This window comes from Mycobacterium sp. 23 (genome assembly GCF_048287075.1).
GTDB lineage: Bacteria > Actinomycetota > Actinomycetes > Mycobacteriales > Mycobacteriaceae > Mycobacterium > Mycobacterium gordonae_B.
The window spans coordinates 2,752,051-2,777,353 of the sequence record NZ_JBLVUX010000005.1 but is presented as its reverse complement, the minus strand read 5'-3'; the positions used below and the strand labels follow the sequence as shown (position 1 = coordinate 2,777,353).

Annotated in this window: 22 protein-coding genes; 12 read left to right on the top strand and 10 right to left on the bottom strand. The window is 66.7% G+C overall.

The window, feature by feature from the left end; genetic code table 11:
* Nucleotides 1–182 precede the first annotated feature (182 nt).
* From guaB to ACNQS7_RS14000, 3 genes are all read left to right on the top strand, one after another.
* The gene (gene guaB, locus ACNQS7_RS14010) at nt 183–1,772 is read left to right on the top strand and encodes an IMP dehydrogenase (protein ID WP_310783988.1); all 1,590 of its coding nucleotides are present in this window, start codon (nt 183–185) and stop codon (nt 1,770–1,772) included.
* A gap of 8 nt (nt 1,773–1,780) precedes the next feature.
* Nucleotides 1,781–2,908: a GuaB3 family IMP dehydrogenase-related protein gene (locus ACNQS7_RS14005; protein WP_418015989.1), complete on the top strand. Its 1,128-nt coding sequence runs from the start codon at nt 1,781–1,783 to the stop codon at nt 2,906–2,908.
* 120 nt (nt 2,909–3,028) lie between these two features.
* Nucleotides 3,029–4,771 (top strand): GMC family oxidoreductase, encoded by a 1,743-nt coding sequence (locus ACNQS7_RS14000; protein ID WP_310783991.1) that lies wholly within the window; start codon nt 3,029–3,031, stop codon nt 4,769–4,771.
* Between the two features lie 12 nt (nt 4,772–4,783).
* Here ACNQS7_RS14000 and ACNQS7_RS13995 read toward each other — a convergent pair whose 3' ends face one another.
* Together ACNQS7_RS13995 and ACNQS7_RS13990 are read right to left on the bottom strand one after the other, a co-directional pair.
* On the bottom strand, nt 4,784–5,671 hold the full coding sequence (locus ACNQS7_RS13995) for a TauD/TfdA dioxygenase family protein (protein ID WP_418013005.1): 888 nt from the start codon (nt 5,669–5,671) through the stop codon (nt 4,784–4,786).
* Nucleotides 5,672–5,734: 63 nt separating this feature from the next.
* The gene (locus ACNQS7_RS13990; RefSeq protein WP_418013004.1) at nt 5,735–6,631 is read right to left on the bottom strand and encodes a TauD/TfdA dioxygenase family protein; all 897 of its coding nucleotides are present in this window, start codon (nt 6,629–6,631) and stop codon (nt 5,735–5,737) included.
* A gap of 60 nt (nt 6,632–6,691) precedes the next feature.
* Between ACNQS7_RS13990 and ACNQS7_RS13985 the strand changes: the two genes are divergently transcribed.
* The 5 genes from ACNQS7_RS13985 (at nt 6,692) to ACNQS7_RS13965 (ending at nt 11,192) form a co-directional block, all read left to right on the top strand.
* On the top strand, nt 6,692–7,261 hold the full coding sequence (locus tag ACNQS7_RS13985) for a TetR/AcrR family transcriptional regulator (protein WP_418013003.1): 570 nt from the start codon (nt 6,692–6,694) through the stop codon (nt 7,259–7,261).
* An 86-nt stretch (nt 7,262–7,347) separates the two neighbouring features.
* Nucleotides 7,348–7,983, top strand: a complete 636-nt coding sequence (locus ACNQS7_RS13980; protein ID WP_418013002.1) for a C39 family peptidase — start codon at nt 7,348–7,350, stop codon at nt 7,981–7,983.
* A 61-nt stretch (nt 7,984–8,044) separates the two neighbouring features.
* Nucleotides 8,045–8,743: a dTDP-4-amino-4,6-dideoxyglucose formyltransferase gene (locus ACNQS7_RS13975; protein ID WP_418013001.1), complete on the top strand. Its 699-nt coding sequence runs from the start codon at nt 8,045–8,047 to the stop codon at nt 8,741–8,743.
* Between the two features lie 77 nt (nt 8,744–8,820).
* Nucleotides 8,821–10,416, top strand: coding sequence for an FAD/NAD(P)-binding protein (locus ACNQS7_RS13970; RefSeq protein ID WP_418013000.1), 1,596 nt, complete (start codon nt 8,821–8,823; stop codon nt 10,414–10,416).
* Nucleotides 10,413–11,192 (top strand): methyltransferase domain-containing protein, encoded by a 780-nt coding sequence (locus ACNQS7_RS13965; protein ID WP_418012999.1) that lies wholly within the window; start codon nt 10,413–10,415, stop codon nt 11,190–11,192. Before ACNQS7_RS13970 ends, ACNQS7_RS13965 begins: the two co-directional genes overlap by 4 nt.
* Here the strand turns inward: ACNQS7_RS13965 and ACNQS7_RS13960 are convergent.
* From ACNQS7_RS13960 to ACNQS7_RS13935, 6 genes are all read right to left on the bottom strand, one after another.
* Complete coding sequence (locus ACNQS7_RS13960; protein WP_310786618.1) at nt 11,134–12,144, bottom strand: glycosyltransferase; 1,011 nt, start codon at nt 12,142–12,144, stop codon at nt 11,134–11,136. The two genes, ACNQS7_RS13965 and ACNQS7_RS13960, sit on opposite strands and share 59 nt — an antisense overlap.
* Nucleotides 12,145–12,179: 35 nt before the next feature.
* Complete coding sequence (locus tag ACNQS7_RS13955) at nt 12,180–13,400, bottom strand: DegT/DnrJ/EryC1/StrS family aminotransferase (protein ID WP_418012998.1); 1,221 nt, start codon at nt 13,398–13,400, stop codon at nt 12,180–12,182.
* A gap of 148 nt (nt 13,401–13,548) precedes the next feature.
* Nucleotides 13,549–15,924: a glycoside hydrolase family 65 protein gene (locus ACNQS7_RS13950; RefSeq protein ID WP_418012997.1), complete on the bottom strand. Its 2,376-nt coding sequence runs from the start codon at nt 15,922–15,924 to the stop codon at nt 13,549–13,551.
* Complete coding sequence (locus tag ACNQS7_RS13945) at nt 15,921–16,688, bottom strand: beta-phosphoglucomutase family hydrolase (RefSeq protein ID WP_418012996.1); 768 nt, start codon at nt 16,686–16,688, stop codon at nt 15,921–15,923. The genes ACNQS7_RS13950 and ACNQS7_RS13945 overlap by 4 nt, the downstream gene beginning before the upstream one ends.
* 80 nt (nt 16,689–16,768) lie before the next feature.
* Complete coding sequence (locus tag ACNQS7_RS13940) at nt 16,769–17,167, bottom strand: cold shock domain-containing protein (RefSeq protein ID WP_310784022.1); 399 nt, start codon at nt 17,165–17,167, stop codon at nt 16,769–16,771.
* Nucleotides 17,168–17,281: 114 nt separating this feature from the next.
* Nucleotides 17,282–19,135 (bottom strand): PPE family protein, encoded by a 1,854-nt coding sequence (locus tag ACNQS7_RS13935; protein WP_418012995.1) that lies wholly within the window; start codon nt 19,133–19,135, stop codon nt 17,282–17,284.
* Between the two features lie 128 nt (nt 19,136–19,263).
* Between ACNQS7_RS13935 and guaA the strand changes: the two genes are divergently transcribed.
* Entirely contained in the window at nt 19,264–20,817 is a 1,554-nt protein-coding gene (gene guaA / locus ACNQS7_RS13930; RefSeq protein WP_418012994.1) for a glutamine-hydrolyzing GMP synthase, read from the top strand.
* Nucleotides 20,818–20,862: 45 nt separating this feature from the next.
* Nucleotides 20,863–21,789 (top strand): phytanoyl-CoA dioxygenase family protein, encoded by a 927-nt coding sequence (locus ACNQS7_RS13925; RefSeq protein ID WP_418012993.1) that lies wholly within the window; start codon nt 20,863–20,865, stop codon nt 21,787–21,789.
* A gap of 3 nt (nt 21,790–21,792) precedes the next feature.
* Here ACNQS7_RS13925 and ACNQS7_RS13920 read toward each other — a convergent pair whose 3' ends face one another.
* Nucleotides 21,793–22,500 (bottom strand): hypothetical protein, encoded by a 708-nt coding sequence (locus ACNQS7_RS13920; protein ID WP_418012992.1) that lies wholly within the window; start codon nt 22,498–22,500, stop codon nt 21,793–21,795.
* Nucleotides 22,501–22,532: 32 nt separating this feature from the next.
* Here ACNQS7_RS13920 and ACNQS7_RS13915 point away from each other — a divergent pair, with 32 nt between their 5' ends.
* Nucleotides 22,533–23,150 carry a hypothetical protein gene (locus ACNQS7_RS13915; RefSeq protein WP_418012991.1) on the top strand — a complete coding sequence of 206 codons (618 nt, stop codon included), beginning with the start codon at nt 22,533–22,535 and terminating at the stop codon, nt 23,148–23,150.
* 5 nt (nt 23,151–23,155) lie between these two features.
* Nucleotides 23,156–24,730 (top strand): DNA polymerase Y family protein, encoded by a 1,575-nt coding sequence (locus ACNQS7_RS13910; RefSeq protein WP_418012990.1) that lies wholly within the window; start codon nt 23,156–23,158, stop codon nt 24,728–24,730.
* 173 nt (nt 24,731–24,903) lie between these two features.
* On the opposite strand, the gene ACNQS7_RS13905 is transcribed toward ACNQS7_RS13910, so the two are convergent.
* Nucleotides 24,904–25,251 (bottom strand): WhiB family transcriptional regulator, encoded by a 348-nt coding sequence (locus ACNQS7_RS13905; protein ID WP_055579221.1) that lies wholly within the window; start codon nt 25,249–25,251, stop codon nt 24,904–24,906.
* Between the last annotated feature and the right edge of the window lie 52 nt (nt 25,252–25,303).

Sequence of the window (25,303 nt, the reverse complement as noted above, 5' to 3'; positions counted from 1 at the left end):
CCGGTAGTCATTTCGCCAGAAATTGCCGGGGCGCGCCTGCCGCCAGCGGGATGACGCCGGAAACCGTTGAGACGGGCCCGCGCCGCTACCCGGATGACACGGCGAAGTCGCGAGTCGGGCTGTCCCCGGAAGCCGATAGGATGATCTTTCTTACCCCAGCCTGCATTTGGAGGGCCCCGCCGATGTCCCGTGGCATGTCCGGCCTCGAAGACAGCTCCGACCTGGTCGGCAGCCCGTACGTGCGCGTGGGCGGCCTGTCCGGGGACCCGGTGCCCACCGGAGGCGACGACCCGCACAAGATCGCGATGCTGGGCCTGACCTTCGACGACGTGCTGCTGCTGCCCGCCGCCTCCGACGTGGTACCGGCCACCGCGGACACCTCCAGTCAGCTCACCAAGCGGGTACGCCTAAAGGTGCCGCTGGTCAGTTCGGCGATGGACACCGTCACCGAGTCCCGGATGGCGATCGCGATGGCCCGTGCCGGTGGCATGGGCGTGCTGCACCGCAATCTGCCGGTGGCCGAGCAGGCCGGTCAGGTGGAGATGGTGAAGCGCTCGGAGGCCGGCATGGTCACCGATCCGGTCACCTGCCGCCCGGACAACACGCTGGCCCAGGTCGACGCGCTGTGCGCGCGGTTCCGGATCTCCGGTCTTCCCGTCGTCGATGACGACGGTGCGCTGGTCGGCATCATCACCAACCGCGACATGCGGTTCGAGGTCGACCAGAACCGGCAGGTCGCCGAGGTGATGACCAAGTCGCCGCTGATCACCGCCCAGGAGGGCGTCAGCGCATCGGCGGCGCTGGGCCTGTTGCGCCGCAACAAGATCGAGAAGCTGCCCATCGTGGACGGCCACGGCCGGCTGACCGGGCTGATCACCGTCAAGGACTTCGTCAAGACCGAGCAGCACCCGCTGGCCACCAAGGACAGCGACGGCCGGCTGCTGGTGGGGGCGGCTGTCGGCGTCGGCGGCGATGCGTGGGTGCGCGCGATGATGCTGGTCGACGCCGGCGTGGACGTGCTGGTGGTCGACACCGCGCACGCGCACAACCGCCTGGTGCTGGACATGGTGAACAAGCTCAAGCTCGAGGTCGGCGACCGCGTCGACGTGGTCGGCGGCAACGTGGCGACCCGCTCGGCGGCCGCCGCCCTGGTCGACGCCGGCGCCGACGCGGTGAAGGTGGGCGTCGGGCCCGGTTCGATCTGCACCACCCGGGTGGTCGCCGGTGTCGGCGCACCGCAGATCACGGCGATCCTGGAAGCAGTAGCGGTCTGTCGTCCTCATGGCGTGCCGGTGATCGCCGACGGCGGGTTGCAGTACTCCGGCGACATCGCCAAAGCGCTGGCCGCGGGCGCGTCGGCGGCCATGCTGGGTTCGCTGCTGGCCGGCACCGCCGAAGCGCCCGGGGAGCTGATCTTCGTCAACGGCAAGCAGTACAAGAGTTACCGCGGCATGGGCTCGCTGGGCGCCATGCAAGGCAGAGGGGGAGCCAAGTCCTACTCCAAGGACCGCTACTTCGCCGATGACGCGCTCTCCGAGGACAAGCTGGTGCCCGAGGGCATCGAAGGCCGGGTGCCGTTCCGCGGCCCGCTCGGTTCGGTGATCCACCAACTGACCGGCGGTCTGCGAGCCGCGATGGGATATACCGGTTCGCCCACGATCGAGGTGCTGCAGCAGGCGCAGTTCGTCCGGATCACTCCGGCTGGTCTGAAGGAAAGCCACCCTCACGACGTCGCGATGACCGTCGAAGCACCGAACTACTACGCGCGCTGACGGTGACCATGGTTGAGATCGGCATGGGCCGCAGCGCCCGTCGTACCTATGAACTCAGCGAGATCAACATCGTGCCGTCGCGGCGCACCCGCTCGTCGCAGGACGTGTCCACGGCGTGGCAGCTGGACGCCTACCGGTTCGAGATTCCGCTGCTGGCCCACCCGACCGACGCCCTGGTGTCCCCGGAGTTCGCCATCGAGTTCGGCCGGCTGGGCGGCCTGGCGGTGCTCAACGGGGAAGGGCTGATCGGCCGGCACGCCGATGTGCAGGGCAAGGTCACCCAGCTCATCGAAGCCGCGACCAAGGAGCCCGAACCCTCGGCAGCCATCCGGCTGCTGCAGGAGTTGCACGCGGCCCCCCTGAACCCTGACCTGCTCGGCGCGGCGGTGGCCCGCATCCGCGAGGCGGGCGTCACCACCGCGGTACGGCTCAGCCCGCAGAACGCCCAGGCGCTGACCCCGGTGCTGCTGCAGGCGGGCGTGGACCTGCTGGTCATTCAGGGCACCATCGTCTCGGCCGAGCGGGTTGCCAGCAACGGCGAGCCGCTGAACCTCAAGACCTTCATCTCCGAGCTGGACATCCCCGTCGTCGCCGGCGGCGTGCAGGACCACCGCACCGCGCTGCACCTGATGCGCACCGGCGCGGCCGGCGTCATCGTCGGCTACGGCTCCACCAGAGGGGTGACCACCACCGACGAGGTGCTGGGCATCAGCGTGGCGATGGCCACGGCGATCGCCGACGCCGCCGCCGCCCGGCGCGAATACCTCGACGAAACCGGCGGCCGCTACGTGCACGTGCTGGCCGACGGCGACATCCACACCTCCGGCGAATTGGCCAAGGCCATCGCGTGCGGAGCCGACGCGGTGATGCTGGGCACGCCGCTGGCCGAATCGGCCGAGGCACTGGGCGAGGGCTGGTTCTGGCCGTCGGCCGCCGCGCACCCGTCGTTGCCCCGCGGAGCACTGCTGCAGATCGCCGTCGGCGAGCGCCCACCGTTGCAGCGGGTTCTCAACGGCCCGTCCGACGACCCGTTCGGCACCCTGAACCTGGTCGGCGGTCTACGCCGGGCGATGGCCAAGGCCGGGTACTGCGACCTCAAAGAGTTCCAGAAGGTCGGTCTGACGGTCGCCAGCTGAGGGTCCGGTTCTGTCGCGAGCAGACATGAAATCGCACGTTGTAGCGCCAAAACACGCGATCTTGCGTCTGCTCGGCAGACTGCTTGACGCGCCCGATGTAAAGCGGGTCATACTGCTCCGATGAAACCGGACTTTGACGTCTTGATTATCGGTTCAGGCTTCGGCGGCAGTGTCAGCGCGCTGCGCCTGACGGAAAAGGGCTACCGGGTCGGGGTGCTCGAAGCCGGCCGTCGGTACGAAGACAAAGACTTCGCCAAAACCTCGTGGGACCTGCGGAAGTTTCTCTGGGCGCCGAAGCTGGGTTGCTACGGCATTCAGCGCATCCATCCGCTGAAGAACGTGATGATCCTCGCCGGCGCCGGCGTGGGCGGCGGCTCCTTGAACTACGCCAACACGCTCTACATCCCGCCGGACCCGTTCTTCAACGACCAGCAGTGGAAACACATCACCGACTGGCGCGACGAACTGATGCCGCACTACCAGCAGGCACAGCGCATGCTCGGCGTGGTCTACAACCCGACGTTCACCGACGCCGACCGCATCTTCAAAGAGGTCGCCGACGAGATGGGCTGCGGTGACACCTGGGTGCCCACTCCGGTCGGGGTGTTCTTCGGTCCCGACGGCACCCAGACGCCGGGGAAGACGGTGCCCGACCCGTACTTCGGCGGCGCGGGACCAGCGCGCACCGGCTGCATGGAATGCGGCTGCTGCATGACGGGTTGCCGGCACGGGGCCAAGAACACATTGCTGAAGAATTACCTCGCACTCGCGGAATCCGCTGGCGCACAGGTCATTCCAATGACCACGGTCAAGGGGTTCGAGCAGCGGGGCGACGGGTTGTGGGAGGTCAAGACGGTCCGTACCGGAAGTTGGGTGCGCCGCGACCGCCGCACCTACACGGCCTCCCACCTGATCCTGGCCGCCGGCACCTGGGGGACCCAGCACCTGCTGTTCAACATGCGCGACAAAGGCAAGCTGCCGCGGTTGTCCGAGCGACTCGGGGTCTTGACCCGAACCAACTCCGAATCCATCGTCGGCGCGGCGACGTTGAAGGTGGATCCCAAGCTGGACCTGACCCACGGCGTGGCGATCACGTCGTCGATCCACCCCACCAGCGACACCCACGTCGAGCCGGTCCGCTACGGCAAGGGATCCAACGCGATGGGCCTGCTGCAGACGCTGATGACCGACGGCTCCGGACCGCAGGGCACCGATGTGCCGCGCTGGCGCCAGCTGCTGGACCAGGCCCGGGCCAATCCGCGGCTGATGCTGCGGATGCTGTACCCCAGGCAGTGGAGCGAGCGGACCACGATCGCGCTGGTGATGCAGCATCTGGACAACTCGATCACCACGTTCACCAAGCGCGGCAAGCTCGGCGTCCGCTGGTTCTCCAGCAAGCAGGGCCACGGCGAGCCGAACCCCAGCTGGATCCCGGTTGGCAACGAGGTGACGCGGCGCATCGCGGAGAAGATCGACGGCGTGGCCGGCGGCACCTGGGGTGAGCTGTTCAACATCCCGCTGACCGCCCACTTCCTGGGCGGCGCGGCGATCGGCGACAGCCCGTCCAACGGGGTCATCGACCCCTACCACCGCGTCTACGGCTATCCGTCGCTGTTCGTCGTCGATGGCGCGGCCATCTCGGCGAACCTGGGCGTGAACCCGTCGCTGTCCATCGCGGCCCAGGCCGAGCGGGCGGCGTCGCTCTGGCCCAACAAGGGCCAGAACGACCAGCGTCCGCTGCAGGGAGACGCATACCGGAGGCTGGACCCGATCGAACCGGAGCACCCGGTGGTGCCCGCCGACGCGCCGGGAGCGCTGCGGTGGCTGCCCATCGACCCGGTCAGCAAGACCAAGACCGGCTGACCAGGTCGCCCGTCAGCTCACCAGAGCCAGCGGCGCCCCGCTGATCACCCGGCTGCGCTGCCCGTGCACATCGACGGGCACGTCGCCCATCAGCGTGATCCGGTTCATCAGCCGGTACTGGTCGTCGTAGTCGTCCACGGCGCGGTGCTGGGTGGCCCGGTTGTCCCAGATAGCGACGTCGCCCGGCTGCCAGTTCCAGCGAATGGTGTTCTCCGGCGCGGTGATCCGGTTCTGCAGCAACTCGAACAGAGCGCTGGACTCGCGGCTGTCCAAGTCGACGAAGCTACGCACGAAGTCGCCGGCAACCAGGGTCCGTTCCCCGGTCTCGGGGTGTACCCGCACCACGGGGTGCTCGGTCCGGAAGTCGGGCATCTCGAATGCCTGCCGGAACGCGCGTTGCAGATCCGTCATCGGCTGCTGCTGGATGTAGTCGTAGCGGTTGGTGTGCACCGCCCACAGGTTGTCGGCCAGGTGCTTCAACGGGTCCGGGAGGTCGGCGTAGGCCGTCGCGGTGTTGGCCCACAGTGTCGAACCGCCGTAGCTGGGCAGGGTAACCGCCCGCAGGATCGACGCGGCCGGGTAGTTGGCGGCGAACGTGACGTCGGTGTGCCAGCGGTTGGCCTTGCCGAGCTCGGAGTTGATCGGGGTGATGACCGGGGCGTCCGGGGCCAGCGCGGTGGCCGCCGGGTGGCCGATCGGGGTGCCGAGCAGCGCGGCGAAGGCGAGTTGCTCACGGTCATCGAGGTGGTGCTGGTTGCGGAAGAAGATCACCTTGTGGGTCAGCAGCGCCGCGCGGATCTCTTCCACCGCATCGGGGGAGAGGTCGCCACTGAGGCGGAGGCCGTCGACCTCCGCGCCGATGCGGCTGCCCAACTTGTGTACTGCTACCAGGTTTGTCATCGCTGTTCCTTCTGCGAGAGGGTGTAGTCAGATGACTACATGACAGCGAGTGTAGTCAACTGACTACGCCACGGCAAGGGGGGTGCCACTGATCACCCGACTGCGCTCGCCGCGGGCGTTGACCGGCACGTCGCCGAGCAGTGTGACGCGGTGCATGAGCCGGCGCTGGTTGTCGTAGTCGTCGACCGCGCGGTGCTGGGTGGCGCGGTTGTCCCAGATGGCCATGTCACCGGACTCCCAGCTCCAGCGAATGGTGTTCTCCGGCTGGGTGATTCGACGCTGCAGCAGTTCGAAGAGGACGTCCGAGTCATGCGGGTCCAGTCCGACGAAGCTGCGCACGAAGTTACCGAGCAGCAGCGTGCGTTCGCCGGTTTCCGGGTGCACCCGCAGCACCGGGTGCTCGGTGCGGAAGTCGGGTTGCTGGAATCCGGTCACCATGGCCCGCTGGGCCTCCGTCAACGATTTCAGGTCGGACTCGCTGATCGCGTAGTCGAACTTGTTGGTGTGCAGTCCCCATAGGTGCTCGACGAGGTGCTGCAGCGGTTCGGGCAGTGCGGCGTAGGCTGCGGCGGTATTGGCCCACAGGGTCGTCCCGCCGTAGCTCGGCAGGGTGACCGCGCGCAGGATCGAGGCCGCCGGCGGGTTGGCGGCGAAAGTCATGTCGGTGTGCCAGGACGTCGCCTTGCCCCACTCGGAGTTGATCGGGGTGATGATGGGGCCCTTCGCCCCGAACGCGGCCGCGGCCGGGTGGCCGACCGGGATGCCCAACAACTCGGCGAACGCGAGTTGCCCGTCATCGTCCAGGTGGTGCTGGCCGCGGAAGAAGATCACTTTGTGAGTGAGCAACGCCTGGTGAATCTCGTCGACGGTGTCCTGGTCCAGGTCGCCGCCCAGCTGCACCCCGTCGAGGCGGGCGCCGATCCGGCTGCTCAGCTTGGTGACGGTAACCGCGTGTGTCATCTCGTGTTCCTTTTCCGGACGATCTGTGTAGTCAGTTGACTACCACGTTAACGTAGACACGTGACTACACGGGCGGCAAGCGTTTCGCGCGGCGCGATTCCCACCGGCCGGGAAGAGGTGGCGGCCGCGGTGCTGCAGGCGGCCGCTGAGCTGTTCGCCGAGCGCGGACCCGCCGCGACCTCGATCCGCGACATCGCCGCAAGGTCAAAGGTGAACCACGGCTTGGTGTTTCGTCACTTCGGCACGAAGGAGAAATTGGTCGGTGCGGTCCTTGACCACCTGAGCACGGCCACCACCAAGGCGCGGCAACAGGGGGCCTCGGACGCAGAAGTCGAGCAAGCCATGGAGCGGCATCTGCGGGTGATAGCCCGCACCCTGCTGGACGGCTACCCGGTCGGGCAGCTGCAGACGCATTTTCCCGGCATGTCGCAGCTGCTGGAGGCGGCGCGACCGCATTTCCCCGACGATCGCAGCGCGCGGCTGGCGGTGGCCAACGCCGCTGCCCTGCAATTCGGCTGGCGGCTGTTCGAGCCGTTCCTGCGGGCTTCGACCGGACTGGATGACTTGTCCGACGATGAGTTGCGGCAGTCCGTGATGGCTGAGCTGGCCCGCATGATCCAACCGCACTGACTCACGAGAGCCGCGCTGCCTGCGGCGCAGGAATTCCGCAAGGTTTTCCCATGGATCGGGCCAGTGGGCCGGCCGATCCTTTGCACATGAAGACGAAGACAGCAAGGCAGTTAAGTTTCGCCGGGGCGCTGGTCGCGCTGGCCACCGCGGGACTGATCACTTTTCCCGCTGCGGCACAAGCTAATCCGGGTGGCGGTGCCGGCCGGATGTATGGCGACCCCGCGGCGGCAGCACCGTTCTGGCGCCGGCAGGCCGACAACCGGGCCTGCGCACTGGTCGCGGTGGCCGATGTGGTCGGTGAGATCACCGGCAACGAACCCACCGAGGGCGAGGTCAAGGCGGTGGCTTCCAACACCCCGAACTCGGCTGGGACCGGACCGATCTTCAACGGCAACGGCACCGACCCTTGGGACGTAGCGGTTCTGCTCGGGCACTACGGTATTGCGACCAACAGGGGCCAGTTCACCATCGGGACGCTGGCACCGGAGTTGGGTGCGGGGCACAAAGTGCTCGCCGCGGTCAACGGCGAGACGCTATGGAATCAGCCTGGCGACCATGCCCACGAGGACCACTTCGTCGTCGTCACCGGCATCGATACCGCCGCAAATGTGGTGCACCTCAACGATCCCGGCGTCGACTACGGCCGCGACGAGGTGGTTCCTTTCGCGGTCTTCGAAGCGTCGTGGGCCACCGGCGCCCACTTCGCCGTCATAGCCAAGTAATCGGGCCGCACTGATCGTCGCGGCGGGCCGTGCCGTACGGTGGGCCCGTGCGGGGGCAGGCATGACAACTCTGATCCTCACCGACAACGTCCACACGCACGCCCTGGCCGTCGAATTGCAGGGACGGTACGGCGAGAGTGACGTTTACCAGTCACTGATCGGCCAACTCCCGGGCGTGCCGCGCATCGACGTCAAGGGCAGCGTGGCGGAGATCTGTCAGCGTTATGACCTGGTCTTCTCGCTGCACTGCAAGCAGATCTTTCCGGCGGCGTTGCTCGACGGGGTCAGATGCGTGAACGTCCACCCGGGGTTGAACCCATACAACCGCGGGTGGTTCCCGCAGGTCTTCTCCATCATCGACGGACAGCAAGTCGGCGTGACGATCCATGAGATGGACGACCAGCTGGACCACGGCCCGATCATTGCGCAGCGGGAATGTCCGGTCGCTTCCTGGGACACCTCAGGCAGCGTGTATGCCCGGCTGCTGGCTATCGAGCGGGAGCTGGTGCTCGAACACTTCGCCGCGATCCGCGACGGAAGTTATCGGGCGGAGCCGATGTCCAAGGAGGGCAACCTCAACTTCAAGAAGGACTTCGAGCGGCTGCGGCAATTGGACCTGGACGAACACGGGTCGTTCGGGCAGTTCCTGGATCGCCTCCGGGCGCTGACGCACGACGAGTTCCGCAACGCCTGGTTCGTCGATTCGTCGGGTCGGAAGGTATTCGTCCGCGTCGTACTCGAGCCTGAAGAGCAGCTCTGACTAGGCCGCTCTCATTATGTTAGGCTTCCCTAACTCGACGGCTTGCGGGACGTCCCGCTGATTCTGGAGGCGGGGTCATGCTGCGCGACAGCGCTGTGCTTCCCGTACCCGCGTTCGACATCGTGTTCATCGGAAGCGGTATCGCGTGCTCGATGACCTTGCTTGAGATGGCCGAGGTCCTCGTGTGTCGCCCCGCGCCCGCCAAACTCCGCATCGCGGTGGTGGAACGTGACGAGCAGTTCTGGTGCGGGATCGCCTACGGGCGGCGGTCAAGTATCCGCTCGCTCGCCATTCAGAAGCTCGACGAGTTCGCCGACGAACCCGAAAAGGGTGCCTACTGCGGCTGGCTGGAGCGGCACAAGGACGCCTGGTTGACATTCGTGCGGGAGGAGGGGGGCGAGGCCGCGGCCCGCTGGCTCGACGACAACCGCAACGCGCTGAGTCAGAACCGGTGGGGCGGGGTCTACCTACCGCGATTCCTGTTCGGCCGGTTCATCTCTGAGCAGATCGCCGACACGATCGCTGATCTCGGCGGCCGCGGACTGGCCGAGATAACGACCATTCACGCCGAAGCCGTCAGCGCGGATGCGGTGGACGGGCACTTCGTCGTCGGCTTGGTCCCGTCGGCCGGCGGCGGTCCCGCGGAGATCCACGCACAACGGGTGGTCGCGGCTATCGGCAGCCCGCCGGCCAAGGCGATCGTCGATGGTGATCGCGAGCCGGCATTCACCTACATCAACGACTTTTACAGCCCTGATGGTGAGAGCAACGTGCAGCGGTTACGCCGGGCGCTGGACGGTGCCCCGGTGCGGGAACAGCGCAACGTCCTGGTCGTGGGATCGAACGCCACCTCACTTGAAGTGCTGTACCTGATGCACCATGAGCCGGCCATCCGCGAACGGATCGGCTCCATCACCGTCATCTCGCGCTCCGGGATGTTGCCCCACATGATCTGCGACGAGCCGCTCGAGTTCGAATTCCCGCGACTCGGCGAGTTGGTGGCGGCGCAGACGGTCAGTGCCGCCGAGTTGATGGACGCCATCCGCGCCGACCTGCGAACCGCCGCGGGACGGTCGCTGAACCTGGCCGACCTGTACCACGACGTCGGCGCGCTGATCGGTGCGGCCTTTCGCAAGATGGGCCCAGAAGAGCTGGAGGAGTTCTTCTGCGTCCACGGCATGGACTACACGAAGCTGGTCCGCCGTGCTGGACGCGACTGCCGACAGGCGGCAGCGGAGTCGGCCGCCGAAGGCAGGTTGACCATGGTTGCCGGAGAGGTGCTGGGTGTCGAGCCGTGCTCCTCCGGCGGACCCTTCGCCCGGGTGCGCTACCGGGCGCAGGGCATCGAGCAGACGTACCCCGAACAGTTTGCGGCAGTGGTGAATTGCGGCGGTTTCGAAGAGCTGGACACCTGTTCGGCACCATTTCTGGCCAGCAGCCTGCGCAACGGTCTGTGCCGGCCCAACCGCACCAACCGGGGTGTCCTGGTGAACGACGAATTCGAGGCCAGCCCGGGATTTTTCGTCATCGGTCCGCTGAACGGTGGCAATTTCAATCCTCGCATCCGCTTCTGGCATGTCGAGAGTGCGCCTCGCATCCGCTCCCTGGCGAAATCGCTGGCCGCTGTCCTGGTTTCATCGGTGCAGCCGAGCCTGGTCGAGAGAGTCGGATGAACGCCCGAGACGCCGAGCGGCTCATCCGGAGCCTGATATTCCGGGGTCCGGGTCGATGCAATCTCTGCGACAAGAAGGTCCGCTTCAAAAGCATCAGCCGCACCTTGGGCCGGACCCTGGCTGAGCGTGAATTCCCCTACTCGCTGGACGAATTCGAGACGTTGAACCATCGCCGGTACCTGTGCCCGGTGTGCGGGTCCACCGACCGGGACCGGCTCTACAAGCTCTATGTCGAGCGGTTCCTGCCGCCCGGCGGGTTGCGCCGGGTGGTTGAATTCGCACCTGCCGCAGCACTGTCTGCATATCTGCGCGGCCGGGACGACTTCCAGTACCGATCCGCCGACCTGATGATGCCCGGCGTCGATGACCTGGTGGACATCACCGATATGCCTCTTTACCCGGATGATTCGCTCGACTTCTTCATCTGCTCACACGTACTCGAGCACGTCACCGATGACGGCCTGGCGCTGGATGAGCTGTACCGGATCCTGGTACCCGGCGGGCGCGGCATCATCATGACACCGGTGACGCCGCAGGGCAGTTTCGACGAGGACCCCGCCGTGGCCGACGAACGTGAGCGATGGCGCCGGTTCGCGCAGGGCGACCACGTGCGGCTCTACGACCGCGCCACCCTCTGCTCGCGGATTCGCCGGCACGGTTTCGGCATCGATGTGCTCGACTCGCGCGACTTCGGCCGAGACACGTTCTCCCGGCACGCTATCGGCTTTGGTTCGGCTCTCTACGTGGTGCGGAAGCCGTTGTCAGTCGGCGCTTGACGCGCGACGAGTACAGATACGCATGCTTGCGAACACTGGCCACGTCGCCGGAGAGGCGATGCTCGAGCCGTCGCCAGCGCGTCTGCGTCCACCGGTGCTGCAGTGAGAGCATCGTTATCCGCGGGTGGTCGGCGACCGAATTCAGCAGTGCGGCGCGTCCTTTGGGGCCCGGTACCTTGGCGATCTCGCCGAGCACCCAATCGGCCACCTTGCCGATGATCTTTTCGCGTGCATGGTCACCGGGGAACAGGTCCGCCATCGCCTCCAGCGTGGCCACCACCCCGTAGCCGCGTGACTGCCAGAACTTCTGCCGGTCGTGATCCGACTCGTACCAAATCCCTTGCGGGTGGCGCCGATACACCGCCATCGTGTCGGGCAGCATCGCGATCTCACCATTGATCGCATGCCGCACATGCAGGTACCAGTCGATCGGCATGATGTTGACGGGGATGTCGTCATAGCGCTGCTGGCGACGGTAGACGACCGAATTGGTCTGGATGAAATTGCGTGCCAGCAGCGCTTCCAGGCTCATGTCGCGACGCCAGCCGACCGGGGGGAACTCCGCGTCGGGTGCATCGTCGTGGATGACCCGCACTGGGTGGAAACACACGCTCGTGCGCGGATTCCGGTCCAGAAACTCCACCTGCTTGCTCAGCTTGAGCGGATCGGTCCAGTAGTCGTCTCCCTCGCACAGCGCGAGGTACTCGCCCCGGGCCGCAGACAGACTCGCGACGAAATTCGCATGCACGCCGATGTTCGTGGACCTGAAAATCGGACGGAAAAGCTGCGGGTGGCGGTCAGCGTAGTCCCGGATGATCGCCGGCGTGGAGTCGGTGGACGCATCGTCGGCGATGACGACCTCGACGGGGAAATCGGTTCGCTGCGCGACGAAGCCGTCCAGTGCTTGGCGGATGAAGTTCTCCTGGTTGTAGGTGATCGACACCACGCTCACCTTCGGGTGGTCGCTCGGTGCGGCCGGCCGGGCGGTCACGCTTCCCGCACCGCCGCGACAACCCGCGCGACATCCGCTGAGGCCATGTGGTCGTGCACCGGCAGCGACACTATCCGTGAGCAGAGGTCTTCTGTGACAGCCAAATCGGTCGACTCGAGCAATTCGTCGTTGGCAACGAAATACGGATGCCGATGTTGGGCCGGGTTGTAGTAATCGCGTGCCCGGATGGCGTTCTGGTGCAGGTTGGCGAGGACGGCGCTCTTGTGGTCGGGTGTCGTGCAACACGCACTGGCAAAGCAGAGCGCGGAGGAGTCGGCGTTCTGCTGGAACCGCATCCCGGTGTCAGCCAGTCCTGCGCGGTAGCTGGCGAGCACCGCGCGGCGGCTTTCCAAGCGGTGATCGAGCCCCGCCAGTTGGCGCAGACCGATGGCGGCGTTGATCTCCTGAAGTTTCGCGTTCATCCCGAAATGGCCCGCCTCGCGGGAGTTTCCGAATCCGAAGTTCGCGAACCGGTAGGTCTGTTCGACCACGCGTGGATCGCGCGAGACCAGAGCGCCACCCTCGCCGACGGCGAACGGTTTGGTCGCGTGCAACGAGAAGATCTCGCATGTCCCGCGTCCGCCGACGCGGTCGCCATCTGGGTAAGTCGAACCGAAGCCGGCTGCCGAGTCGATCACCATGGGCAGATCCCATTCGGCGGCAAGCTCTTCCCAAGCCCCGATCTGAGGGTTGCCGACCCCGAAGGCATTGGCGAGCACGATGCCCGCGATCCGGTCGCGGGCGCGCTCCAGAACGGCGCGGGCGGATTGGGCGCTTGGTTGCCATGAAGCGGCATCGATGTCGATGAACCACGGGCGGTACCCGTTCCACAGTGCAGCCTGGGCGACGCCGACGAACGTGAACGACGGCATCAGCACGTAGCGATCCCGGTCACCGGCACCAAAGGTGACGTGCATCGCGGCGATCAGCGCCATCGTGCCGTTCGCGAGGGTGGCAACATGCAACTCCGGTCCCAGGTATTCGCTGAGCGCGTGGGCGAACTGGCGCTCCTTGGGGCCGAAATTCGTATACCAGTTGGTGTGGGCGATCCGCCGGAAGTCCTCCGCCAGCTCCGCCGGCCCGGGGAAACTGGGGCGGATGAAGGGGATCTCGCCCGTGGCCGTATCGCCGGCCCCGGACCCGGTCCTGGCTCTGTGCGGCGAAATACGTGCCGATGGCCGTTCCAGCATCGAGCCATGGAACGTGCGGAACTTCATGAACGCGGAAGTCAATGTCGGCCTACCAGGGCTCCGGGTGATCGGGGAGTTATGAGGTTAGCCTTACCTGTATCCGATTGTCACGCCGGGGTCGGTCGTTCATGCCAACGGCATAGACACCACCGCGAAGGCGGGACGACGGGCCGAACTACGTCGCGGGCGCCATTCTGGCCAGGCTCCGGCGATGAATCGGCTCGCGGCCCGGCGGCTGCGGCGGCGGAGGCAGCAACGCCTCGCGCTGGCGCACCGCGATGGTCGAGGGCTCTTCGGTGCTCAAGGTGAGATCCTCGCCAGCGTGCTTGATGATCAGCTCACCGCCTGGACCGTCGCGCAGGGTGTAGGTGACGTTCTCGTGGTCAGCGTCCACCGTCACGCGAAAACCGCGCCAGCGCAACCGGAATCGCAGCCGGGAGATGCCGTCGGGCAGCTGTGGGTCGATGGACAGCACGCCCTCATCGTCGCGGAGCCCGCCGAAGCCGGCGACCAGCGCGGTCCACGCCCCGGCCAGCGACGCCATGTGCAGACCGTCGCGGGTGTTGCGGTGCAGATCGCGCAGATCGATCAGTGCCGCCTCATACGCATAGTCGTGAGCCAGCTCCAAGTGACCGACCTCGGCGCACATCACCGCCTGGGTGCAGGCCGACAGTGACGAGTCGCGGACGGTCCGCCGCTCGTAGTAGTCGACGTTGCGCGCCTTCTGTTCGGGGGTGAACTCATGGCTCTGCCACTGCATGGCCAGGACCAGGTCGGCCTGCTTGATCACCTGCGCCGGATAGAGCCGGACGTAGGCCTCGTGCATCAGCAGCGGGTAGGTGGCGTTGGTCTGGAAGTCCCATTCCGCGAAAGTGGTGAATCCTTCGCACTGTTGGTGGACGCCCAACTCCTCGTCGTAGGGGATATGGGCGGCATTGGCCGCGTCGCGCCATGCGGCCATCTCCTCGGTGGTGACGCCCAGGGCCCCGGCCTTGTCGGGGTGACGCTTGGCGGCATCGGCGGCGATGCGCAGGTTGTTGGCCGCCATCAGGTTGGTGAAGACGTTGTCCCGGACGATCGCGGTGTACTCGTCGGGGCCGGTGACCCCGTCCAGGTGCCACACCCCGTGGCGGTCGTGGTGCCCCAGTGACATCCACAACCGGGCGGTCTCGATCAGCACCGGCAGGCCGCACTCTTCTTCCAGGGAATTGTCGCCGGTGACCAGGCGGTAGCGCTCGAAGGCCATGGCAATGTCGGCGTTGATGTGCCAACCCGCGGTGCCGGCCGGCCAGTATGCCGAGCACTCCTGACCCCGGATGGTGCGCCACGGGAAAGCCGCGCCGTCCAGGCCCAGCTCGGCCGCTCGTTCCTTGGCCAGGTCCAGCGTCGAGGCACGCCAGCGCAGGGCGTCGGCGACCGCGTGCGGCACCGTGTAGGTGAGCACCGGCAGCACGAATCCCTCGGTGTCCCAGAAGGCGTGGCCGTCGTAGCCGGTCCCGGTGAGGCCCTTGCTGGGGATGGCGCGGCGCTCCGCGCGGGCGCTGGCCTGCAGCAGGTGGAACATCCCGAACCGCACCGCCTGCTGGCTTTCCGGATCCCCCTCGACCTCCACGTCGGCCGCGTCCCAGAACAGGTCCAGGTAGGCACGCTGTCCGTCGAGCAGACCCTGCCAGCCGCTGTAGCGGGCGCTGGACAACGCCGCGGCCGCCTGGTCCCGCAACCCCGGACGGGACCGCAGGCTGGACCAGCCGTAGGCGAGGTATTTGACGATGCGCAGTTTCTGGCCGGGCCGCAGACCGCAGATCACCGTGGTGCGCGCCAGGTCAGCGCGGACGTCGGTGCTTATCTCACAGCGGCCCGGAACCTCGACCTCGTGATCCATCGCCGCAGCCATCATCAGCGCGCTGCTGCGGGTGCGATGCATGAGAAGCGCTCTGCCCTCGGTGATTTCGTGATCGACGGCCTCCAGCGGGTTCTCCAGGATGGCCGACACCCGGGGGTCGTCGGAGGTTTCCGGCTGGTCCTCGTTGGTGACGAGTTCGGACTGCACGGTGACCCGGGAGAAGTCGTCGATGGCTTCCACTACGTACTCGATGGCGGCGACGCTGCGGTGCACCAACGACACCAGCCGGGTGGATGTCACCTTGACCTGTTTGCCGGTGGGGGAGCGCCAGTGTGCGCAGCGGGTCAGCGTTCCGGCGCGCAGGTCGAGAATGCGCTCGTGGTCCAGCAGTTCGCCGTAGCGGACGTCGAACGGCTCGTCGTCGACCATCAACCGGATGATCTTCCCGTTGGTGACATCGACCACGGTCTGACCGGCTTCGGGATAGCCGTATCCGGCCTCGGCATACGGCAGTGGCCGGATCTCGTAGAAGGAGTTCAGATAGGTGCCCGGTAGCCCGTAAGGTTCGCCTTCGTCGAGATTGCCGCGTAATCCGATGTGCCCGTTGGACAATGCGAACAACGACTCCGACTGGGCCAGCAGGTTCAGATTCAGCCGGGTCTCGCGAATCTGCCACGGCTCAACCGGAAACGCTTCCTCAGAAATCATGTTGTTTCCCCGTCATCGTCGTTCAGCAGTTCGGCGAGATCGGTCACCACCACGTCGGCGCCGTTGTCGCGCAGTTCGTCGGCTTGACCGACCCGGTCGACACCCACCACGAGTCCGAAGTTACCGGCCCGGCCGGCCTGCACGCCGGAGATTGCGTCCTCGAAAACCGCGGCGGCGTCCGCCTCGACACCGAGCAGTTCCGCGCCGCGCAGGTAGGAGTCCGGCGCCGGCTTGCCGGCGATGTCCTCCTCGCGCAGTGTGACGCCGTCCACCCGCTGTTGCACGAACCGGTCCAGCCCGGTGATTTCGAGGACGTCGCGGGTATTGGCGCTGGACGAGACGACCGCGATTTTCAGCCCGGCCTTCTTGACCGCTTCCAGGTAACGGCGCGAGCCGTCGAACACCTTCACGCCGTCCTTGTGCAGAACCGCTTGGAACGCATCGTTTTTCCGCGTGCCCAGGCCGTGGATCGTCTCCGCGTCAGGGGAATCGTCGGGGCCGCCGTCGGGCAGTTCGATGTCCCGGCTCTCCAGGAATGACCGGACTCCGTCCTCGCGTTTCTTGCCGTCCACGTACTGGCGGTAGTCAGAGTCGGCGTCGAAGGGAACGAACTCTTCTCCTGACTGCTCGGCGCGCTGCTTCAGGAAGGCGTCGAACATCTCCTTCCAGGCCCTGGTGTGCACGCTCGCGGTGTCGGTGAGCACACCGTCGAGGTCGAACAGGCAGGCGTGCACTTTCTCAGGCAGACCGAGCGCAGATACCACTGGCGCAACCCCGCTTCCAAGTAGTTGGCGATGTAGTTGGCAACACCCCTCCACATGCCCGGTGAGGCGCAGGCGGCAAACTATGAATCTATTAAGCCGTGTTTGCGGGCCACCTCTTCAAAGCTGCTGCGCACCGCCAGGATCTGTTGAGCATTCAGTGCTGGAGTTATGTGCAATAGCTTCTCGGTAATTGTCTGACGGAATTCTTCGGGCGAAAGCACGTCGAAATATTCGTCGCCAGCCACTGACGGATCGTCGTCAACGGGTCCGGAGCCGTTCGACAAACGTACTTCGCGCGCGAATTTTCCCCGATTTCCCTCATCAATCTCAAAAGACACCTGAGCACCGCGCACGGCGCGGTTCTTCTCCATTTCCAAGTCGTTGACGTGCAAAAACACGTCTTCACCGCCGATGTCGGGGGTGATGAACCCGTAACCACGAACCCCGTCGAACCGCACAATTCTGCCCGTGACCCGCACGCCTTTTACCCCTGATCGATCCGTCGCCTGCTCCGGCGAGCATACCGCCGCAGACCCGTCCGGAGATGGCGGGGCGATTCGACGTCAGCAAGCTGAATTGAGGCTTCAGCAGGTCTAAAGGAGGGCGGTGAGGTCGGCGACGATCGACTTGGCCGCGCCGTAGTAGGCATAGGCGAGGAAGAAGCTCAGGAAGGTCAGTAGTCCGGTGTTCGCGGCGACGGGATAGCCGATGGCGTTGACGATGCCGGCGGGATCTCCTTCGACGGCTTGCCTGATGCCGTCCAGGAAGAGGTTCAGGTCATAGGACGGCAGCGAGACGGCGATGGCGGTCAAGGTGTCCACGGTCGGCAGCAGGGTGGAGTACGCCGACGCCGCGGCATGCGTGGCTGCGGTGGTGATAGTGGTGTTCGCCATCTGCAGGCCTTGGATGAGGCTGTCGACCGACGGCGGCGTGAATGCCGGCAGGGTCAGGTGCGGGAGGCCTGGCGGTGAGACGTTCGGCAGAGACGGTGGGTGCCAGGAGCGGAGGTCGGCGGCGGCGGCGCTGATGCCCTGCTGCGTTCCGCTGACCAGGTCGTTGAAGACCGTCACGGGGCTGACGTCCGGGAAGAGCCCGAACGGGGTGGGGACGTTGGCCGGCCCGGTCGAGTATCCGTAGTCGGGGTCGCCGTAGCCCAGGTTCACGATCACCTTCAGGTCGGGCTGAATCAGATCGGCGATCGTGTTGCCCAGGAACGACGTCCGCAGCGGCTCGAGCAGTGGCAGATTGTGGGTGGGGATCATGTAGTACTTCGTCATCGTCGGTCCCGCGGTGGGCAGTTGGACGGCAGTGGCGACCTGCTCCGCGGTGAGGGTGGGATACAGCGGGTGGACGTAGAGCGCGCCGAGCATGGCGTTGGCGTCGGCGACGATGTTGAGCGGATACCGCGGAAAGTCGGCGAAGCCGTCGTACTCGATCGTGTACATGACGGTCGGATAGTCATTGGCGGGTGTGGATCCCGGAAACGACTTGCCCAAACTCGGCAGGTTCAGACCGTCGAAGCGCGAATACAACCCCCCGTTAGGATTCATCGGGTTTCCGACCAGTGCGAAGCTCACGGCGTCGCTCGGCACCCCGGCGGCCTTCAGGTTCGCCATCTCCAGTGATGCGATACCGGCTCCCTGCGAGAAGCCTTGCACAACAACGGTATTGCCCGATGTCAACTGTGCGTGGATCGCGCTGTCGAGAATAGTCAGCCCCTGGGCCCAGGATGCGTCCTCGGTCAGGGTCTTGATGCCGGTGATCCAGTACGACTGCGCGGGAGTCAGCAGAGCCTGGGCGTTGGTCACGGTGAAGGCGGGGAAATTGGGCGTGACGTAGTTGGCCATCACGGAGTTGACATAGCTCTGCGAGGGCAACGGGAATCCGCTGCCGCCGATGACCAGGGTGACGCCGGAGGCCGCTGGGGCCGTCGGAGCGGCCTGCCACGGGCTGAGCCGGGCGACTGCGGCCGAAGCGCCGGCGTAGTAGTCCGACATGGCAACCACATCCTGGGCCCACATCCGCTCATACTCGGCCTCGGTGGCAGCTATCGCTGGTGCGTTGAGCCCCAAGATGTTTGACACCGCGAGCGAGATCAACTGCATCCGGTTGCCGGTCAGTGTCTCCAGTGGGACGGTGGCGGCGAGCGCCGTGTCGTAGGCGGCAGCCGCGGACGCCGCGTGACGGGCGGCGTCGGCGGCGTTCGTCGCCGCGTCCCGCAGCCAGCAGGTATGCGACAGCGCCAGTTCGGTCATGGCTGTCGCCGAAGGTCCCTGCCACGCCGATTTCGTCAGGCTCGATATCACCGACGAGAACTCAATCGCCGTGGCCGCCAGGTCTTCCCCCAGACCGGCCCACGCCGACGCCGCGGCCAGCAGAGACCCCGATCCCGGCCCGCGTGCGATGCGTGCGGAAGTGATCTCCGGCGGTGAGACCAGAAAATCCACCCAAACCACCTGCCCATTCGAACTGTCAACTTAAGTAGACGATTGGAGGGACTATAGGGGCGGATTGTGATTTCCGTCAACTTGGGTTGACAACCATGGAGTCCGCCGCATGGCTAAACTCGGTCCCCGTGGAATCAGCCTCCCCGCGGCCCGTGTTGGTGGTCGACTTCGGTGCTCAGTACGCCCAGTTGATCGCCCGTCGGATCCGCGAAGCGAGGGTGTACTCGGAGGTGATTCCACACACCACCTCGATCGAGGAGATCCGGGCCCGCAACCCGCGGGCGCTGGTGCTGTCGGGGGGGCCGGCCAGCGTCTATGCCGAGGGCGCTCCACAGCTGGATCCGGGCTTGTTCGACCTCGGCCTGCCGGTGTTCGGCATCTGCTACGGATTTCAGGCCATGGCCCAGGCTCTCGGTGGCACCGTCGCGCACACCGGAACCAGCGAGTACGGCCGAACCGAATTGAAAGTCCTTGGCGGCGAACTGCATTCAGACCTCCCAGGGGTCCAGCCGGTATGGATGAGCCACGGCGACGCGGTCACCGGGGCGCCGGAGGGCTTCGAGGTGGTGGCCAGCAGTGCTGGCGCGGCGGTAGCGGCATTCGAAGCTCGCGAACGTGGCCTGGCCGGTGTCCAGTACCACCCCGAGGTGATGCACACCCCGCACGGGCAACAGGTGCTCAGCCGGTTTCTGCACGAGTTCGCCGGGATCGGCGCGGAGTGGACGCCGGCCAACATCGCCAGCGCGCTGGTCGAGCAGGTGCGCGAGCAGATCGGCGACGGCCAGGCGATCTGCGGCCTGTCCGGGGGAGTGGACTCGGCAGTGGCCGCCGCGTTGGTACAGCGCGCCATCGGCGACCGGTTGACCTGTGTCTTCGTCGACCACGGGCTGTTGCGGGCCGGTGAGCGTGCGCAGGTGGAGCGCGATTTCGTGGCCGCCACCGGAGCAAATCTGGTCACGGTGGACGCCGCGCAGACCTTCCTCGAGGCGCTCTCGGGGGTCAGCAATCCCGAAGGCAAGCGCAAGATCATCGGCCGGCAGTTCATCCGGGCGTTCGAGGGCGCGGTGCGGGATGTGTTGCACGGCAGCCAGATCGACTTCCTGGTGCAGGGGACGCTGTATCCGGACGTGGTGGAGTCCGGCGGCGGCAGCGGCACTGCCAACATCAAGAGCCACCACAACGTCGGAGGCCTGCCCGACGACCTGAAGTTCAAACTCGTCGAACCCTTGCGACTGTTGTTCAAGGACGAGGTGCGTGCGGTCGGCCGGGAGCTGGGGCTACCGGAGGAAATCGTTGCGCGCCAGCCGTTCCCGGGGCCGGGGCTGGGCATCAGAATCGTCGGCGAGGTCACCGCTTCGCGGCTGGACACGCTGCGGCGCGCGGACCTGATCGCACGGGAAGAGCTGACGGCGGCGGGTCTGGACAACCAGATCTGGCAGTGCCCGGTGGTGCTGCTCGCCGACGTCCGCTCGGTGGGCGTACAGGGTGATGGGCGTACCTACGGGCACCCGATCGTGTTGCGGCCGGTCTCCAGCGAGGACGCCATGACCGCCGACTGGACCCGGGTGCCCTATGAGGTGCTGGAGCGCATCTCGACCCGCATCACCAATGAGGTCCGGGAGGTCAACCGGGTGGTGCTTGACGTCACCAGCAAACCGCCCGGCACCATCGAGTGGGAGTGAATCTGATCGGCCCCGAACGCCGCTGACCCGGGATACGATATCGCGATGATCGGGAGCCTTTCCGCTGTTCAGGCGGAGCGTCGCGAGTTCTGGGGCGAGCTGTGCCCGGGGATGTCGATCGAAGGCGGCGGTTACGCCAGACCGGCCGCGGTCGGCGAGATCGACCCACTGCTGGCCAATTTGAAGCGCGAGGGTTACGTCCAGATACCCGACGCGCTTTCGGAAGCGGCCATCGCACCGATCCGCTACGCCGTGTCGACACTGTTCCAGCGCGGCATCCCGCTGGCTTTCGCATTCGTCTATGACGAGTTGTGGCTTGCGTTCCAGGGTCTTTCGCGATTCCTGACGTCCGTGCTGGGCGAGGGTTACCAGGCACTGCCCGACTTCTGGGTCTGGCACGTCAACCCCAACGAGAACGCGCTGGGCTGGGGGCCGCACCGGGATCGGGTGATCCCGACCCTCGATGCCGACAACTCGCCGCACACGCTGACGGTCTGGCTGCCGTTCACCGACGCCACCCCGCTCAACGGGTGCATGTACATGCTGCCCGCCCACCTCGACGACCGGTTCCGGCAGCGCCGGTGGGACGGCGAGAACAACACCGTCGTCTACAACCCGCAGGACATCCGGGCGTTGCCGGCGACGGCCGGATCGGTGCTGGCCTGGAACCAGGCCGTGCTGCATTGGGGCGGGCGCGGCAGCCGGCTGGGATCGGCGCCGCGGATCAGTGCTGCCTTCGAGTTTCAGCGGGCCGACCGGCCGCCGTTCAACAACCCGCTGCTGGATCCGGCCCGGATGCCGACCTTCCAGGAGCGGCTCGGGCTGATCGGCAAGCAGGTGCTGCAGTACCGCCACATGTATCCGCTCACCGATGAGGTCGCGGGGATCGCCACCTCGCTTTTTCAGCGGTTCATGCCGGGTGTGCCGATCCCGACCCCGTTTCCGGTGCCGACGGGCGTCGCGGCCAACTAGCTGCTACCGGACGATCTCGCGGTCGCCGAAAGCGATGACGGCGGTGGCCCAGTCGCCGCCGGACGCCTCGACCAGCCGGTGGGCGATGTCCAGATCGGCTGTGTGCGCGATCAGGATCAGCGTGGGCTCGGCTGTGGTGACCGATCCGCCGAGCAGTCGGCGGTGTGCGTCCTCGTCGGCGGTGAACGCGTCGCGGAAGCGGGCGAAGTCGATGCCGGGCACCGTGATGATGGCCGCCTGCGAGTCGCGCGCCGCCTCGGTCGGGTAGTCGAAGGTCAGCACCGCTTGCTGGTCGAATTGACGGCGCAGCGCCTCGGCGGCGGTGTGCAAGGTGGGTTCGTCGACGACGCACAGATGGAACTGGCGTGCGCGTTCGACGGTGACCTGCTGGCCCTCGTCGGACCAGAACACACCGTCCACGAGCACCGAACCCGTGGCCGGTGCGCTGTTGAGCGCGAGCGTGGCATCGGCCTGGATCTCGAACAGTCGTAGCTCGTCGATTCCGCTCGAGTCACTGTTGTCGGTGGCGAACAGCTCCGCCGGGTGGCACGTGGCTGAGTCGGCGTTTGCTGACGCAGGTGCCACAGCAGTGCCACCGGCTATCAGCAGCCACACCAGCACCAGGGCATTTCGGGCGTCGTGAACCGGGCGTCCCCGCCCGCGCCTTGACGCTGTCGGGGGGTGGGTGTTTACTCGAATCGAATCGAACATACTTTCGAAAAAATTTGGTTGGGAGGCTGGTCATGACTGCGGCTTTTGCCTCCGATCTCCGCCAGGAAAGCCGTGTTGAGCAGCTAAAACAGCTGCGTCAGAAGATCGCCGCATTATCTGGCAAGGATACCGCCCCCGCCGAAGAGCTGGTGCCGTCGGGTCCGGCGCTGCTACCCCGCGGGACGGTGGCGGTGCTGTCGGGAGCGCGGTCGCTGGTGCTGCGCATGGTGGCCACGGTGACGGCGGACGGGGGCAATGCGGTGATCGTCGGGCAGCCGGACATCGGGTTGCTGGCTGCTGTTGAAATGGGGGCGGACCTGAGCCGGCTCGCGGTGGTGCCGGATCCGGGAAACGATCCGGTGGAGGTGGCCGCGGTGCTCATCGACGGCATGGATCTGGTGGTCCTCGGCCTGGGGGGCCGGCGGGTGACGCGGACCCGGGCGCGGGCGGTGGTGGCCCGCGCCCGTCAGAAGGGGTGCACGGTGCTGGTCACCGACGGCGACTGGGAAGGAGCGTCGACGCGGCTGGAGGCCCGCGTCTGCGGCTATGAGCTCGCCGGTGGTGGCCGTCCCGGGGTTGGGCGCATCAGCGGAGTCCGGCTGCAGATCAGCCGGTGCGGACGGTCGGCCGACCGGTCACGAACCGGCTGACTCTGATGTCTTCCCGCGTTTTGGCGATCTGGTGCATGGACTGGCCCGCGGTCGCGGCGGCGGCGGCCGCGGACCGGTCGGCGACGGATCCGGTCGCGGTCACCCTGGCGAACCGGGTGATCGCCTGTTCGGCGACGGCCCGGGCGGCCGGGGTCCGGCGTGGGCTGCGGCGGCGGGAGGCCGCGGCGCGGTGTCCGGAACTGCACATCGTGACCGCCGATGTGGACCGCGACGCCCGCTTCTTCGAAGGGGTGATCGCCGCAGTGGAGGATCTGGTGCCCCGCCCGGAGGTGTTGCGACCCGGTCTTCTGGTGGTGCCGGTGCGCGGCGCGGCCCGATTCTTCGGATCTGAGCAGCAGGCGGCTGAGCGGCTGATCGACGCGGTGGCCGCCGCCGGAGCCGAATGCCAGATCGGCATTGCCGACGGGTTGTCCACTGCGGTCTTCGCCGCCCGTGCGGGTCGCGTGGTGGAGCCGGGAGGGGATGCGCGGTTCTTGTCGGCACTGTCGATCCGCCAGCTTGCCACCGAGCCCAGCCTGTCCGGACCGGGTCGGGACGAGCTGGCAGATCTTTTGTGGCGGATGGGAATTCGTACCATCGGACAGTTCGCCGCGTTGTCCCGCACCGACGTCGCTTCCCGGTTCGGAGCGGATGCGGTGACTGCGCACCGGTTCGCCCGCGGTGAATCGGAACGGGGGCCTTCCGGGCGGGAACCGCCACCAGAACTCTGCGCTGTGCTGGACTGCGATCCACCGATCGACCGGGTCGACGCCGCGGCATTCGCTGGGCGCTCGCTGGCTGCCGCGCTGCATCAGGCGCTGCTGGCCGCCGGCGTGGGGTGCACCCGGCTGGCCATCCACGCCGTCACCGCCACCGGTGAAGAGTTGAGCCGGGTGTGGCGGTGCGCCGAACCGTTGACCGAGGACGCCACCGCCGACCGGGTGCGCTGGCAACTCGACGGGTGGCTGAGTCATCGGATGGCGCGAGGCCGCCCCTTGGACGCGCCGGTGACGCTGTTGCGGTTGCAGGCCGTCGAGGTGGTTTCGGCCGGGGCGCTGCAGCTGCCGCTCTGGGGTGGTCTGGGGGAGGAGGACAGGCTCCGGGCCCGACGGGCGCTGGTGCGGGTTCAGGGATTGCTGGGCCCGGAGGCGGTGCAGGTGCCGGTGCTGTCCGGAGGTCGGGGACCGGCCGAGCGGATCACGATGACCCCGCTGGGTGACGAACCGGTGCCGCGGGCCGATCCCGCTCAGCCGTGGCCCGGTCAACTGCCTGACCCGTCGCCGGCGGTACTGGTCGACGACCCGGTGGAATTGCTTGATGCACAAGGTAATCCGATTCGGGTGACCAGCCGGGGGGTGTTCTCGGCCGATCCTGCCCGGCTGGCCGTCCGGGGACGGGACGACCGGCTGCGCTGGTGGGCCGGGCCGTGGCCCGTCGACGAGCGGTGGTGGGACGACCGGTCTGAAGCCGGTCAGCGGGCCGGTCGCGTCGCTCGCGCCCAAGTGCTGCTGGAGAGCGAGCGTGCGCTGTTGCTGTGTTACCGGCAGAGGAGGTGGTTCCTGGAAGGTATCTACGAGTAATTCGCGCGCTGATCAGCGGAAATGCCGCGGATTTACCGCCGGGTAAAAAATCAGCGATTCGGGCCGGACTCGCCGATTAGGCAAATCCGTTGCGCTGGTGTGAGATTCATCGAGTAGGGCCGGAGCGTTGGTCGCGTCTGTAACAGAAAAGTAATGATGACCGCCGGCTCGGTCTACCCGACGGAGCGGGACTTGCGCTTGTTCAAGAAGCTCGACCACGACACCACGTCGGGGTTCTCCTTGAGCAGGGCCCTGCGCTGACGTTCGGTCATGCCACCCCACACGCCGAATTCGACCTTGTTGTCCAGCGCGTCCGCGCCGCATTCCCGCAGCACCGGGCAGTGCCTGCAGATGGCTGCTGCCTGACGTTGCGCCGCCCCAGTCACGAACAGTTCGTCGGGGTCCTTTGTCCTGCACAAACCCTGCGATACCCAGGCTCGATCCCCGCCATCTTCGGCGTGCTGGGTGCTGCTGACGGCGACAAGGTTCAGCCGCCGAGCGGCCGGGCGTGTTCCTGACACGAAGTGCTCCCCTTAACTATCCGGCCGCGATGTGCGGCCGCCTCCCCGCGGT

Excerpts from the sequence above, each read along its gene's own strand:
- guaB (WP_310783988.1), top strand. The coding sequence starts at position 183 with ATGTCCCGTGGCATGTCCGGCCTCGAAGACAGCTCCGACCTGGTCGGC.
- ACNQS7_RS14005 (WP_418015989.1), top strand. The coding sequence starts at position 1,781 with ATGGTTGAGATCGGCATGGGCCGCAGCGCCCGTCGTACCTATGAACTC.
- ACNQS7_RS14000 (WP_310783991.1), top strand. The coding sequence starts at position 3,029 with ATGAAACCGGACTTTGACGTCTTGATTATCGGTTCAGGCTTCGGCGGC.
- ACNQS7_RS13995 (WP_418013005.1), bottom strand. The coding sequence starts at position 5,671 with ATGACAAACCTGGTAGCAGTACACAAGTTGGGCAGCCGCATCGGCGCG.
- ACNQS7_RS13990 (WP_418013004.1), bottom strand. The coding sequence starts at position 6,631 with ATGACACACGCGGTTACCGTCACCAAGCTGAGCAGCCGGATCGGCGCC.
- ACNQS7_RS13980 (WP_418013002.1), top strand. The coding sequence starts at position 7,348 with ATGAAGACGAAGACAGCAAGGCAGTTAAGTTTCGCCGGGGCGCTGGTC.
- ACNQS7_RS13975 (WP_418013001.1), top strand. The coding sequence starts at position 8,045 with ATGACAACTCTGATCCTCACCGACAACGTCCACACGCACGCCCTGGCC.
- ACNQS7_RS13970 (WP_418013000.1), top strand. The coding sequence starts at position 8,821 with ATGCTGCGCGACAGCGCTGTGCTTCCCGTACCCGCGTTCGACATCGTG.
- ACNQS7_RS13965 (WP_418012999.1), top strand. The coding sequence starts at position 10,413 with ATGAACGCCCGAGACGCCGAGCGGCTCATCCGGAGCCTGATATTCCGG.
- ACNQS7_RS13955 (WP_418012998.1), bottom strand. The coding sequence starts at position 13,400 with ATGAAGTTCCGCACGTTCCATGGCTCGATGCTGGAACGGCCATCGGCA.
- ACNQS7_RS13950 (WP_418012997.1), bottom strand. The coding sequence starts at position 15,924 with ATGATTTCTGAGGAAGCGTTTCCGGTTGAGCCGTGGCAGATTCGCGAG.
- ACNQS7_RS13925 (WP_418012993.1), top strand. The coding sequence starts at position 20,863 with ATGATCGGGAGCCTTTCCGCTGTTCAGGCGGAGCGTCGCGAGTTCTGG.
- ACNQS7_RS13920 (WP_418012992.1), bottom strand. The coding sequence starts at position 22,500 with ATGTTCGATTCGATTCGAGTAAACACCCACCCCCCGACAGCGTCAAGG.
- ACNQS7_RS13915 (WP_418012991.1), top strand. The coding sequence starts at position 22,533 with ATGACTGCGGCTTTTGCCTCCGATCTCCGCCAGGAAAGCCGTGTTGAG.
- ACNQS7_RS13910 (WP_418012990.1), top strand. The coding sequence starts at position 23,156 with ATGTCTTCCCGCGTTTTGGCGATCTGGTGCATGGACTGGCCCGCGGTC.